The sequence below is a fragment of the Pseudoteredinibacter isoporae genome (assembly GCF_040372805.1).
Lineage (GTDB): Bacteria > Pseudomonadota > Gammaproteobacteria > Pseudomonadales > Cellvibrionaceae > Pseudoteredinibacter > Pseudoteredinibacter isoporae_A.
Genome location: NZ_BAABWJ010000012.1, coordinates 102,266 through 116,938, shown reverse-complemented (window position 1 = coordinate 116,938; position 14,673 = coordinate 102,266). Strand labels below are relative to the sequence as shown.

Here is a 14,673-nt window from a genome sequence, read left to right as displayed (position 1 = left end):
TGAAACAAAGTACAAAGTTAAATACGGTGCCGTAAAATAGCCTCGTTCGCCCTCTAGATCATCAAAATAGTACTTTGGGGCATTCTTAATCGCCAACTTCCAAAAAAACCCTTTAACCCCGTTTCCACGCCCCAAGGCTTTACGGAGAGATGTAAAGTGCTGTCTAGCATTTGAGCATTCACTAGATAGCTTCAGGAACACCGAGATCCTATATGTCCAATTTACGGACTCAATTGCATTTATTATCTGTCTTTTCTTGTATTGGTCAGATGTTTCAGTCAATCCCTACTTCCTTAACTATTAGCTAATAACTACTAAAGCAATATATTAATATCTTATTTGATATCTATATGTATTCATTTCATTTGATCCATTTAGCAGCTATTAAGGCCTCTATTTAGAGTTAATATTAAGTATAATTGTATTCCTTATAATCTCACCACTCTTCCTAGACTATAAGCACCTTATAAAGCCTTATAAATAGGGCTCTAAGTGATCTTAAAAAAACTAAGCCACATCAATGGTGGCAAAATTTACCGGTATAAGCCTGCAAGAGAATATCAACATATGATATTGTGTAGAAGGAGTAGAGCAACCACTAAAGCTAAAGCCGCCTAATCTGAATACTAAAGAATTGGTGGGTCCAGAAGGAAACCGCCTTCTGACTTTAGGCGTTCTGGTATCTGACGCTTATACCTCGACTTTCACACAATTGAACCAAGTTGTTTCGATGTGAAGAGGACACATTCTTTCCTATAACGACACCTGTCACGCAATTGTTTATTTTTACACTCGTATTTGGCGCATTCCCTAAAAACCTAACCTCTTGTTCTTGCTTCCACTTTTTTGTCTTTGTACAAAGCATCTCCCTAAACAAGCTCTTCCTGTCATCCAAATTAGAGCTCAGAAAAAGGTCTACATGAAATTCATGGTCGTCCACGTAGTTTACAAAATGGAAATCATGTCCAATGCTGTCATCAGGAACCTCAAACTCTACAACAACTCCATTTCCATCCCCTCCATATGTGCGCCAAAGCCATTCACCGGAATCAGATACGGAAAAGCTGGTAATCCCAATATTAGTACGGCACTGGCTAATAACATCTCTAATGATGGGCTCAGTGACTTCATCCAATGAGTTATTTAATATTGCATAGGAAGCTGTCACATACGGAGGGCGACCACTCCTACCATGAGACTCCAAGCTCTTCATCAAGAGAACCCCTGTATTATGAGTTGGAACGTAGTTCATCTTGAAACGAAACTCATTAGTATCATTTAAAGACTCTGGGGAAGCGCACCAAAAGGAGCTTTCCGAAATCATTTGATACACATGCTCGGGGTTAGACTCAGGAGACAAGCTTCTAAATTTGTATATTTTCATCCACAATCCAACAGGGCTTGAGTCAAGCCCTATGCGCTCCTAGTTTTACGCATCCAAGTCCTCAATACAATGATTGTAAGCAGGGGGAATGCAAGCGAAAAACTTCGCTTGGTCTACGTGTAACTGACTTCGACTATCAACTTCGGAATATATCATCAAATAACTCCCTACACCTCGACTAGGCAGCCTGGACTTATTTACGACGCTGTTATCAGCATAAAGGTACAAGCCGCCATAACCCTCGAACTTAATACAGTATTTATATGATAATTCCTCAAACTCCGTTACTTTACCCACGTAAATATCGTAACCACTAGATGTATTATCAATATTATTTTTGGTTTTAATTAAATCTCTTAGTCTCTGCGGTTCAGTGTCGTCGTTGAAGTTAACAAACTTGGTAAGGTTTACATCTAATTTTTTACAGATAGATGACAACTCTCGAACAATTGGGACCCTAGGAGTGCGCCCGTCCTCAACACTACCGCCACCGCCATCACCCTTGTGCCTCTTACCGCCTCGCGCTTTTGGGTCTCCCTTACCATCTAAAGAAACACCACCACTAAAATCAATCGAAATCACATCCCCTGGGAGATAGCCTCTTCCAGAACCTCCCCTCCTACCTATCAGGCCACACAATTCCGCGTCACCACTAACCTTATGCTTATAGTACGCTTCCACCTCCCCTTTCGAGCGAGAGCCAACTAGAGGGCTTCTAGTGAGAGGCTGGGAGCATTCTGGGCACCAAATTTTCCCCTTCATCTGCGCATGAACATAATCAGCTGGGGGGATTTTAATGGAATCAGAAACACTGCAATCGTTTGCAGTATCACTTAAAGAAGGTGAAAAAAGTGCGTACTCAATTGCAAATCGATCAACAGCCATCAAACATTCCGTATCAAAGTTAATAAACGTAACTTGCTTCAATCAAACCATACCTCCTACGGACAGACAAGCATGCCTAAACGCCAGTAAACCTAAGCCCTACAAGTCACTCAAAGCGGGGCAGAGAAAGCTATATAAAAAACACCCACCCATATTAGTGGAAATGAATTGCTACAAAAACTGCTACAAAATGCTAGCATATGGGAGTGGATTTGACGGTAATTCAAGGCCTTACAGGTATGGTAGATAGTCCGCCCTAACATACAACTAAACCGCAGCGTGCCTTAAAAGTGAAACAGGATTATTCACTACTGTTTGGCGTGTCGGGCTTGCCGTTAACTTCTCGGTAAATGACCAAGCCCAACTCGGCCAACAAAAGAACAAATAACCCCGCCATCGAATAAGCTATAACAGGATCTGGAACGCTCATTCGAAAGTAATATACACTTGAAATGATATTCAAACAGAGCACCCCGAAAAGCCGAGAAAACTTTTCGCTAATCTTTACTGTCAAAATTTCCATAGATTAAAAACTCAATAAATTTTGTCAGTATGGATGCTCAGAAATCACTAAAACAGTTATTTACTTTAATTGGTTTGAATCATAAGAACTACCAAAACCACTTCAAATACAAAGGATGTTAGCAACCATTTCACCCCCAAAAATCTCATTGCAAGCCGAGCCTGAGGCTCTATCGATGACAACAAGTTTTGGTACCTTTTGCCTATAGTAAAGTAAGCGTAATTCGCAGTGACAACCCCAACCGCGACCAATGGCGCGAACATCTTGTTTAGAAAAAGCGCCTTAACCTCAACCGGAAAGGTAAAACTACAAAATGCATATACCATTGTTACCGTGTTGAGACACAGCAGTATTTCTAACATAGTCATCGCTAAACAAGCGTAGTAATTATGAGGTGTATTATCACCATTCAATTTTTGTGAGTTCACATAGAAACTAACATACAATTTTTGAAAAAAATTCATCTTGGCACCCACCAAAGAAACAGGCCCCATCAACTATTATCCCAACGGTATTTTCATACGCACCAGGAACATAATTGATAACTGCTGAGGTGCCATCGAGAAAGTTAGCTGGCACTAAATACCATTGTGTTGGCTAAAGCCACCTATAATTATTGCGCCCAAAGTAATTAAGCCGCAAATTCTATAAACTCTCGAATAGACCCTTAAAGCTTTAACTTTACCCAGCTTATGGTATCCCGCTATCTCCTTCACATAGACATTGTGTCCTCCGTTACTGAAATATGGTTTACCCAACTCTAACCACCGCTCATTATCCAAAACTGAAAAATTAGAAATAAACTTAATCACGCTCACTAGAACTGACAATGCAGAAACTACAACCACCACCCTAGCCGCCAATTCAATGCTCATTTAGACATTTACGTTTCTTTTATATTTAAGAGCAAGCTGAAACATTGAAGTTAACCCACCGTTCCGCGTCAATAAAAATTCAGATGAACTTGGGTAGGAAAAAACTCAATAATAATCCAGAAGTGTCTACGAAACCCAGGGCAGTCCACATTCCGGTATGGACTGCACGCCTTTCTGTCATAAATGATCACTATCAACTATAGATGGATGTCCTATCTGCTAATTCGAATTAAAGCTATGTTCACAATTACTACAAAAATCAGCATCAAAATAAGATAAAAATTTGAGATACCCACAGCACAATTAGACTTGGACAGATCCACCCAAACTCCAGCGAAGCTCTCGGCAGACTGGCGCAACACCTCGTACTCATATTTGTCTGATTTCTCATAGAGTCCAAGCGAGTAAATTTCAACTTCACCTTCCCAGCTTCGGGCCTTAAAAATTATCCTTCCTGGAATATCGTCTTTTAAATAAGACAATATTTCCTTAAACAATTCATGCCCACTAACCCATTCATCTAATGCAGGTGAGCTCCCTCTGGAACTCGAAATGATTTCCACATTCTCTCTATTGAATTGAAAGTTACTGTTAAACCATGTCGGCGAGAGGCCCAACTGCAATATTGGCTTGCTATACCATCGACCACAATCGTATAACTTCCATGGATTAAGGTAGATAAGACTGAAAGCTAAAAAAGCTAAATTAAGAACTATTAGAAATCTTGCAATCATGATTAATAAACCTGAACTTTGTAGCTAGTCTTTAGTATTTTTCATAGTTGACAGTCCATTCAAATGGCAAATACTCAAAGGGCTCACCACCGTATAGCTCGGTACCAATATCCAGAGGATCTTCAAATCTATCAGCGTTACCCTCCCTATCAAATAACGGTCCGGTAAAAGTTATAGTACATTTTCCATTTACACAGGTTTCTGTATAGCTAACTTTGGTGTCGCCAATATGAAACGTATCCCAATCCAAATCCAACTCGAAATCTATATCTATTCTATTTGGAGGCTTTTCTTCCCCCCAAGCATTTTTTTCCACCTGCTCAAGAATATCTGGATGATCCATTAGAAGCTGCTTAACTCTGTCGCTCAATCTAGCGGCCTCACCGTCACCAAAAAAGTAATGATCAATCGCATCAGACGAGTTATTTACGTCAACTATCTTTACCACAACTCCTATACACGCCGACCCAGAATCTTGACTGCAATCAAATTCCTCTTTTTCAGATTCAGATGAGTCATCAGAGCTCGGAGTGTCATTGCTTTCCGAGCTATCTAATGCATCCTTGATCTGCCCCAAGCTATAATCGGAAAAAATGCTACTTAAGTGCTGGCCAAAAAAACTATTGGGATCAACTACTGAAATACCTGAAATATCACTGTGAACGAGCGGGCAATTCAAAGTACCATCTCCCCCCCTTGGGCATACTACATATCCAGATGGATCCGTGTATGTTAGCGGATTATTGTAAACATAAGCATACCGATTATAATTCCGCCCATTATCTGGCTCTGCCGTCACAGGGTCAGGACTCATCATCTTACCCAGCTCAGCCGAGTAAACCCGCCCATTCATATGAATAATATCTACACCTGAAAGATGCTCATGACCTGTGTAGCCTCGATCAAAGTTGTCGAAGCTTGCCGGTGCCTGATAAGCGCTGACCCAATCGGTGGCACTGCGTCGTTTACCCCAAGCGTCGTAGCTGACTTCGCCTAGAGCGCTGCCATCGCTTTCTCTACTGATCGTCGTGATCGATCCTAAATGATCGCGGTGCAGGTATTCATGATCTGTGCTTGGTGTGCTCCCAGTTTTCTCTCGGCGCATCATGACCACGCGGCCATTGGCTCTCACCAGATGGCGATACTCCGTTGTGCTGCCTTTGGCAATGACTTCAAAGTTACCCCCAACATAATGCGTGACACGATCCGCTTGTCCAGTCTCTTTATAGAGTTGGCGATAGCGAGCACGATTCGGTCCGTAACTGAACTCATAGCGATGGCTACCTTCGGTTAAGGTCAATGGCTTGTTATAGCTACTCCAGGTGGCACCAGGCATATTGTCGCCGGCAAAGAAGTTGCCATTGTCATCGTAGCTGTAATTGGAGGCCACGCCATTCAATACGGTATCAATTACCGCATTTGCTCGAGTGGCGCTGTAACCGTAGCTGCCGATGTCCGATTTCAAAGTGATGTTATCGGCTTCGTCAAAACCATAATCCACTTTGGTTTGGCCTGCTACCTGAGCACTGGTTAAACGATCCAAGTTATCGTAGGTAAAAGCTTCACTTAGATTACGCGTCACATCCTGGCGCTGTGTCATATTGCCCAGATTGTCGTAGGCGTAGTTAAAATGTTGTAAGGCACTATTGTCCGCCTTTACCGTTTCCTGCGAAGTCACTCGCAAACTGTTCGCAGCGTAGGTTTGAGTTAAGGTACTGCCATCGCCCATCCATTGCTCGGTTAAGCGCCCTGCCGCATCCGTATTGACCAGCTGGTAATACACCTCGGTATCCGCATCGTTCGTAACACGCTCCAGGAAGCCCAAATCATTGTATTGATAACGTGCTTTCCACCCCGTCGGACTCCCCGGAGTTACCGGATACGTTATGGTTTCCAGATTACCTTCACTGTCATAACTCATGCCCTCGGTGTAGCTCACACTTTGGATCTGAGTAGTGGTTGACGTTAAACGACCAAACTGACCGGCTGCGTACGCGTACTGACGACTGAAACCCGTCATGCTTTCGCGATGCAATTTACCCAGGCCCATATTGCCATTGGCGGTATTGTCATATTCCCATGTGGTTGTGCCTTCAGGTTCATAGCGATGGGTCATACGTCCCAAAAGGTCATAAGCAAACTGCACACTTTGACTGGCCGCCCACATTTTCGGGCTGACTTCTTTGACTCGTTGCCCCAACGCGTTGTACTCGTAACTGTACACCCCGTGGCTCGGGTCATCCTGCTGCGTCATACGCCCCAATCGGTCGTATTGATACAACACTGAAAACTGTTTGCTTAACCCCACCGCACTGCGCACGCGTGTGCGCTGACCCGCTGCGTTATAGTTAAAGTCAGTTTTGGTTCCCGCCTTGTCAACAGATTCAATCAACCAACCATTGGCATTGGTTTTTGCCACCTGACGACGATTGGCATTGTCTTTCACACCCGTCTCAAAACCGTCGTAATCAAACGTGGTATCGGAAACATTATCGGCCGTATCGATCGAACTGATTCGGTGATAGGCATCGTAATGGGTAATATTCCAAACAGGAGTAGCGCCATCGAAATAGGGCTCGGAGACCCTATACGGGCGGCCATGGGCATCGTATTGGGTATCTTGATTCACGTAGCGCCCGTCAAAGCTTTGGGTTCTGACACGCACTGGACGCCCCAGAATATCGTAAAAAGTTCGCACGGCAGGTTTTCCGTTGGGCACAACCTCCGCGTAATATTTCGCCCCGTTGTTTTGGCTGGTGGAGTCAAGACGTAATGAATGTTGAACTGTATTGTTACCAGGTAAGGTGCTGGTTTTCAGTACCCCGGAACTGTCATAGCTGTTAGCCACCATTATGCCATTGGGATCGACCTGCTGAATCAGTTGCCCAGATTTTTTCCATTGATAGGTGGTTTGGTGGCCCAAAGCATTTTGGGTTGAAGACGGCAACAGCCCCAAACTACCATATACAGTTGTACTGGCTCGCGCTGGAATACCGGGGCCAGAAATTTCGGATTTAGTCGGGCGGCCTTTGTTGTTGTACTCGAACCGCTGTGTTAATTCAAGGGGCTCTCCAGCATTGGGCTCTTGATAGCGGTGATGGACTAATCCATTCGTATAGTAATCGAAGCTGGTCGTGCGAGTAAGTGCGGTATCAAATATACCACCGTGGCCAAACTGCACTTGCTCTTGATCTAACTGTGCCAGACGCCAAGTACCCGTGTTAACGGTAAAATTACGCTGCTTTTGGGTATTGAACGTTACACCGGTTTCATGATCATTGAGCTCTGTACTGGACAAAGTTATGTTGCCGTAAGCATCCACAGTATTGTTTACAATTCTCGTGCTAAGCAAGCGACCGTCTTCTAGATCATGCTTTTGGCTTGTTGAACTGCTCACATAAGGAAAGACAGGGCCACTGCCGACAGTCCCTTGGGTAGTATAGGTGTACTGCGTGCGAGACAGGCGACGTCCACTCACAATATGTTGCTTTTCGATTTCAATAGGTCGCCCCGTCGTTGGGAAGGCTTGGGAATAACTCGTCTTTGTCGCAACACCCGTTTTAGAGTTGCTCACAGTAATTTGTTCAAAACCTAAATCGCCGCGACCATCGATACTTAATTTGCGCCCTTGATAGTTGTAAGTTTTGGTCCACTCACCACCAATACCATTGGGTTGTTTTAGGGTGTGAACAACGGTTTGGCCACCGGTTACATCCTTTATTGGTAATGCCGCCCCACTGGTCGCTGTATGAACACTACTATTGGCAATCGAATCGTAGGTAAACTGTGTATAGGCACCCAAACCATTTGTGATCTTGCTAACCTTATTCGCATCAACTGTGGCGTTGATTTGCAAAAGCATTTTTCCTTTTTCAGCAAACTGCATTGTTGGATAACTAAACTGCGCGCCATTGTGACAGACACCCGCTAGTGAAATCACATGATCTAACTTGCCATCATTATTAAAATCTAAAAACTCACGGTGGAATTTGTGCCCTTGACTGTTGAACCCACTTGGGAGCCCGCTCAACATATTAAACGAGCCACTGGCATAAGGTTCCGAAGGCGGAGCGTGCGCCGACACAGATCCACTGGCTACATAACTACTGGAGGAAAGGTTGATTACACTGTTTCCGCCATGAACATGAATAGGGCCATTTACGGTGAATGTTGACGTATCCAAAAAGCCGTCACCATTCATATCGGGAATAAACCCTGAGCTAGAACTGCTAAAGAAGCCGTCATAAGTTTCAAAACCGATACCGTTGTTGTGCCTCACGAACCAACCGAGCTGTCCATTCACATTCGTATACAACAATCGATCAGGAAGTCCATCACGGTTCACATCCATGAATCGCGCTCGACCCGCGCCCGGGCTCACGGGATAGCTCGTGTTGTTGTTATTAGCCCACATTTCCCCAGTTAACTGAGTGCCGTCATTGATGAAGAACGTATGATCGACACCGATCAAATCAACAAGGCCATCATTATTGACGTCTGTCCAAGAGGTACCGGAATCAGCAGCCCCGGCCACACCCGAAGCCCATTTCACTTCAGCAGAAAACTCTGCTCCCGTATTCAAACTTACATATACATCCACCCAATAGTAAGTCACCGTATTTGAACCGTACGGTTTACTGGTCGAGTATGTGAACATTGTGACGAGATCAGCACGCCCATCATTGTTCATATCGCGCAAACTGTAGTCAATGTCATGCGCAGCTTGCGTATATGACTGACTTTGCCAGCTTGTTACAGTTTGATCGATAGGGGCTAAACCCCAGTTTTGAGTGCTGAATGCCGTTCCAGTGGATAGGGAAACTTCAATATTACCTGACACATCTTTGTCAATATTAACAATATCGGCTTTACCATCATTATTGATGTCACCAAAGATCAACTTTTCAACATCGTTAGCCGCATCGCTGGGCCAAGTTTCAATCGCATTGCGACTACTTACCCACAGCTTCGTGTTGAGAACTGAAGCCGCATTAAAGCTAAACGAGCTTTGGGGCTCAAGAAACAGATAGTCCAAACGGCCATCGCCATCAAAGTCATGCCACCGTGGATATTTTTGCATCACTTTCGGGCAATAATTTGGGCCTGTCGACTTAAAAGGCTCGTAGGGTACATCCAGTGTCTGGGAACTTGCGGCTAATATACTTTTACCAGCCCACTCCACATTTAATCGCGAAGGGCAACCACTCTCACCACACTTCTGGATTGTTTTTAATTGAGGAATAGCCTGAGTAGAAGCAAAATCATACTCAAACTCGTAATAGGAGATTCTCCGAAAATCTACATGACTCTTTATACGGGTAATAAAACGAGGCGCCGCCATTTTATAGAAACCACCTTGGTAATTTCTCTGCGCTCGCCCACCGAAGGTGAACTCTATTGTTTGTCGGCTGCTGACTACACCATTGTGTCCAAATGCAATTTGTCGAACTTGAAAACCACTACTGATGGACTCGTACCTATATTTGTACATGTTCCCCAAGCGATCTTCTACGGTGCTCAACGCCCAAGTCACCACGTTATTCTGATCGAACGTCAAATACTTCGCCGTTTCAGTACCGTAATGCTTCACCAAACCGGATTTGGTTTCAACTTTAAACGATGCCGGGCCACTGCCTTTTTGACCAATCGAAGTGATGCGAGCGAAGCGATCATTCTCAGTACGATATTCGGTTCCGTTTGCGCCGTAGGCACCTTGTACCGCAATTAGACGTTGGCCATTCAAACAAAAGCGATCGTTACCGTCATAACGAACTGTTCCAACCTGTCCATCATGCAGCTTGGTCATAGGGCAACGTTCAATAGTGTCTTCGAGCCCACGTATTGTCCATCCGCGCCCCAGAAGGCCATCATTAGAATTACTGTTGTAATAAATACTCAGATTAGGGCGCAAGGCGCCTATATGCCCAGGGATTTCCAAGGGAATTTCGTAGACCGCCGCTCCCAAGTGGTCTACGCGAGCTTGGCCGGGCAATTCTCCACGGTATACACCGCCAAGATTTGATTCAAGGCTAATACTTGGGAGACTCAATCCAGGGGGCGCTGAGGTTTGAGCCGCCAAAGCTCCACCTGAAAACACAAAACTACTGGAAAGAAGTGCAAATACAGACGCACAGAGGGCGCGCAAGACACGAAAGGCCATGATCTATCCTTGAAATACTGCGTTACCAATGAAGCTCATCCTAGTGGCGAACCAATTAAGAGTGGTTATTATTCATGCTGTGGCATAAAAAACAACCCCAAAGCTGATGGAATCGAATGCTGGGGCAAAACAGAGCAGCCTAATTCTATAGTCTGCTACTGATTGCTTCGCCTGTATAATCTTATAAAAACCATATCAAATCACTTCATACGCGTTTCTTTTGCTGATGCCTTCATTTGAGAATGAACTTTCCGTATGGGTTCGCCTTTTTGGTTGAAGGTATATGCATGATGGACAATAAGATCCAAAATAGCGTCGAGAATGGTGGGTTCTCCCATAAAATCTTGCCATTGGGCAATCGGAAGTTGGCTGGTAGTTGATCGGGGAAACTCGGCCTGTTCGGTAATCTCAAGAAGATCTTGCCACTGAGCGTCCGATAGGGTGCGGAGGAATGAGTATGGAATCCCACCAGTTTAAACAATTCGGAGCCTGTGCTTAGTAAGTTGATAATTTTTTGCTACAAAGACTGCTACAAAATGCTAATATGTAGGGGTGGATTTGACCGTAAATCAAAGGTTTACGGGTATGGTAGATAGTCCGCCCCTAGCTACCACTATTCAAAGGGTTTGCAGGTTAGCAAGCCCTTTTTTATATCTAAACCAATCTCCCGTCTAACACCTAGCACAATTTCGGCTCCGCTTAGCTCAAAAATTAGCCACCCCTAACAAATGCTTTGACTGCTGAATACAAATTGCAGATAAATCTAGCTATCACAAACACCCTCTCCCTTTTGATCCGACTATCCGCTTTGGCTTGGCGCTCGACCTCTTCTGGCCTTTTACTGATTTCTTCCTCGATAAATACCAACTCCTGAACTCGCCCCTCCTCCTCAAAATCCAGTTTAGCCCTGAATAAAGTCTTGTACTCGAACTGCCTGAGATCATACCGGAGTCCACTAATAGCTTTGCGGCACTCCCTCAATACATTCTGCTTTCCCTTCTTCATCCTCTCACCTCCTTTTGAAGGCCTGATTAATCAGTCTGACCATCCTTATTAACTCACTCCTTAACCCCCCCTAAAAATTTTACCTGGTGTAAAAACGCGACTAGGGCTTCGGTCATGCCTTAATAGACTTATGAGATTTACCCTCCCCCCCTAAAAATACTCTTTGTGAATATTATTCTCATCTACTCACCCAACAGACAATAGAAACAGCTGCCAAACCAAAGAATAAGCGAGTCTGAAAGTCAGCTTTATCGTTGGCGCTTTCCTGTCAGGCGAATAATTCACCTTTGTCACATTTATTAGCGCAAACTTCATGTTCCTCACCGGGGACGGGGTATCAAAAAGGATATAGAAAAATTGGTAATTGCTTAAATTGCTTTTTCTACTTTAAGCTTCTAAATTAAAAGAGAAAATTAATCAATCAACCTTCAAAACGGCGGCTACGTATCGTTGCTTATAAGCAACGTCATAAACTAAAACCAAGACATTCAAAATCGACTAACAAAGCCAGGACCGAACAATATCAGTGAACGGAAAACAACAGCCTAAGGAGAAACAGCGTACTGATGCTCTCCTATCAGCAAGCCAGCAAGGGTTTGGGCAGAACTGCAATCTTTGAAGGGTCGTGTATTTCCAATCGGTAATACAGCGACATTACACCCTCGACGTGCCCCTTAAAATCAGCATACCCGTAAACGACAATTCTATTCGCAGCCCCTTCAGACCAAGGCATACCCTTCCATTCATGAAGAACTAAGGTTACTGCCCCAGGCTTTACAACTAAGGCATCGCCAGATGAGATGGGTACCACCAAATCCCTAGGAACATTAACTTTAAAAGACTCTGAAAGATATTGAAAAAAGTCGTTCCTCAAGTCCTCATATGGAATAAGCAATACATCATCAGGCTCTATGGCCTCAACACTACCAGAAGCTACTTCAGCCAAAATTGAAACTATCTCGTCAGTCAAACTAACCGCAACTTCCTCCCCACCAAAACTCTGCTTTACCACTACCGAATCACTACGCGAGGAAAAATAATGAGATTTGCCAACATCAAACGGAGTAGAAATAAGATTATCTTGAAGACACTTTCCGAAGTGCGGACGAAAAAGCTTAGCAAGTTCGAACTTTTCCCAAAATAAATTATTTGTTGTCATCCATGCATCATAATACAGATTTCTGTCTTTACGACACGCCTTGATATTCGGGACACAACTGTTGAGCTCAGCCTGCAAACCTTTCTCAATATCAGACTGCATAGCTGAAAGATAACAATCGAGTTTAGACTTCAAGTCTACTGACTTTTCACAACTCCACCCAAAAGCCTCCTGCACCTCTGGGTGACACAAAACCTCTGAAGCAAAGATAAGATTGCCAACGAGTCTGCTAGCATCTTTAAACTTCCGAACCGTCGACAACGAAAGTTTAGCACTGATGTCACCAGAGGAGTCAATTAGATCAGCAATCAACACAACACAAGCTCTGTTTACGAAAATAGAGAGATCCCGTCTATCAAACGATTGACCGAAAAAACTTCTAGATACTAAGTGATTACTCATCCAGTAAAGCAACGCCCCTTGATTTCTATTAAACAGATCATGATCACAATACGACGCGACACTCTCTTTGGGGCGAGAAACATACCAGCAAGATTTTAACTCTTTCCACCGGCCCCACTTTGCACATTCACCAAAGAAAATTGCTATGGAATCAAAAGCCGAAACCTGTATGCATTCTTTATACAGATCATTCAAATTGACAACTGTACTTTCTATTCGTTGCTCTTCTCCCGTGACTTGAACAGACACGGCGTCCCAACCCTCCGCGCCTGTTATATGTCCATCTAAAGATTGAAAGGCTGCTAAATAACCATCTAAAGAATCAACATTACAATCTGGTAGTTCATTGAACAATTCTAGCCATTGGCCATACCAAACAGGTTCTGGCCCATAGAAGATAGGCGGTCTTATGGCAACACGAGTACTGCTAGTGCAATATTCTCTAAGGTTCCTAAAAAGAGGTTTAAGCCTATGAGGGTGTTTTTCTGCAGCACATCTACATATGTCTTCCCATAGATTCAAACCGGCCCGCAATCCCTGGGAGTGAGGCATAACATCTGTAGATACAATATGAAAAAAGTCTCGACACCACTCCCCTTCTGCAAATAAGTCACCACTCAAGCTGGGTGAATAGTTTTGTCTCTCCGCCTGGTCATATATCTCACTAGTCATTTGAAATATTTCCAGCTTCCAATCACTCACCCATGGCTCACACAAATTGGAGTAATCGGGGTGTTTAAGGAGCAGCCCTAAAAGCTCGAAACTCCTTCGTTGCGATGAAAAATAAAGCCCCCTATCATTACTCTTTCCAAAATTTGATAAATGAAAAAAGGTCCGGATAGCAAAAATAAACACAGACCAATCCTGCCTTCCCAAAGGCGAAACCCAACTCTTGTTGAAATACAGCAAAGTTATTACGTATGGTATTAATGAATCAATCCTACCGCCAAATTGAGCTTCAGCCGGATTGTCTCGCACCACTTCTCGATAGAGGCTAATTCTAGCCTGCAATTTATCCCTGCACATTGGATTTAAATTTTTTTCTCCACCTGTTGTCGACGGAAACTCCTCTAGCAGTTCATCAAATATCTCCGAAGGCTTCTTTTGTGTTTGCTTTATCAAGTGGGCATACCATCCCCCCATGAATAGGAAAAAAAGAGTGAAACCACCAGCGATCAGCCATGCGAAGAGATAAACCCAATTAGGACATTGGTAAGATTCATGCTCTCCCGACTCAGGAATAACAAAAAGAAAAATAGTAGACAACAATACATACAACAATGAAGCCCAGTAAATCCGCGTAGGATTAAGCCTATACCAAGAGGTAAGATATCCAACTAGATACTCAGATTTGTATTTTTCAACGGCACGGGAAACCGACTGGACTCCAAGAGGAATACCTATGGCAACAAACCCCGCAATGAGAGTGTAGCTATGGGGAATAAACTCCCTTACTACGTGCGGATCCAGCGATGAAAAACCATGGCAAGTAGCCTCTAAAACACTGTTTAATAAAATATATAGATTTAAGATGATATCCATATTC

At 43.7% G+C, this 14,673-nt stretch carries 9 protein-coding genes; all 9 read right to left on the bottom strand.

Annotated features, from left to right (window positions below; translation table 11 throughout):
* Positions 1-282: hypothetical protein (locus ABWW03_RS18780; RefSeq protein WP_353411003.1), on the bottom strand; the 282-nt coding region annotated here is incomplete at its 3' end.
* 385 nt (positions 283-667) lie between these two features.
* Positions 668-1,384, bottom strand: a complete 717-nt coding sequence (locus ABWW03_RS18775; RefSeq protein WP_353411001.1) for a DUF2971 domain-containing protein — start codon at positions 1,382-1,384, stop codon at positions 668-670.
* Positions 1,385-1,429: 45 nt separating this feature from the next.
* Positions 1,430-2,311, bottom strand: a complete 882-nt coding sequence (locus tag ABWW03_RS18770; RefSeq protein ID WP_353410999.1) for a hypothetical protein — start codon at positions 2,309-2,311, stop codon at positions 1,430-1,432.
* Positions 2,312-3,370: 1,059 nt separating this feature from the next.
* Complete coding sequence (locus tag ABWW03_RS18765; RefSeq protein WP_353410997.1) at positions 3,371-3,667, bottom strand: hypothetical protein; 297 nt, start codon at positions 3,665-3,667, stop codon at positions 3,371-3,373.
* A 212-nt stretch (positions 3,668-3,879) separates the two neighbouring features.
* Complete coding sequence (locus tag ABWW03_RS18760; RefSeq protein ID WP_353410995.1) at positions 3,880-4,230, bottom strand: hypothetical protein; 351 nt, start codon at positions 4,228-4,230, stop codon at positions 3,880-3,882.
* Positions 4,231-4,432: 202 nt separating this feature from the next.
* On the bottom strand, positions 4,433-10,561 hold the full coding sequence (locus ABWW03_RS18755) for an RHS repeat-associated core domain-containing protein (RefSeq protein ID WP_353410993.1): 6,129 nt from the start codon (positions 10,559-10,561) through the stop codon (positions 4,433-4,435).
* A 200-nt stretch (positions 10,562-10,761) separates the two neighbouring features.
* A complete protein-coding gene (locus tag ABWW03_RS18750; protein ID WP_353411005.1) occupies positions 10,762-11,025 on the bottom strand; it encodes an ATP-binding protein in 264 nt (87 codons plus the stop codon).
* A gap of 247 nt (positions 11,026-11,272) precedes the next feature.
* Positions 11,273-11,566, bottom strand: a complete 294-nt coding sequence (locus ABWW03_RS18745) for a hypothetical protein (protein ID WP_353410991.1) — start codon at positions 11,564-11,566, stop codon at positions 11,273-11,275.
* A gap of 577 nt (positions 11,567-12,143) precedes the next feature.
* Positions 12,144-14,669 (bottom strand): hypothetical protein, encoded by a 2,526-nt coding sequence (locus ABWW03_RS18740; protein ID WP_353410989.1) that lies wholly within the window; start codon positions 14,667-14,669, stop codon positions 12,144-12,146.
* Positions 14,670-14,673 lie beyond the last annotated feature (4 nt).

What these genes read in the sequence shown, in the direction of transcription:
- ABWW03_RS18765 (WP_353410997.1), bottom strand. Translation starts at nt 3,667, where the DNA reads ATGAGCATTGAATTGGCGGCTAGGGTGGTGGTTGTAGTTTCTGCATTG.
- ABWW03_RS18745 (WP_353410991.1), bottom strand. Translation starts at nt 11,566, where the DNA reads ATGAAGAAGGGAAAGCAGAATGTATTGAGGGAGTGCCGCAAAGCTATT.
- ABWW03_RS18755 (WP_353410993.1), bottom strand. Translation starts at nt 10,561, where the DNA reads ATGGCCTTTCGTGTCTTGCGCGCCCTCTGTGCGTCTGTATTTGCACTT.
- ABWW03_RS18775 (WP_353411001.1), bottom strand. Translation starts at nt 1,384, where the DNA reads ATGAAAATATACAAATTTAGAAGCTTGTCTCCTGAGTCTAACCCCGAG.
- ABWW03_RS18740 (WP_353410989.1), bottom strand. Translation starts at nt 14,669, where the DNA reads ATGGATATCATCTTAAATCTATATATTTTATTAAACAGTGTTTTAGAG.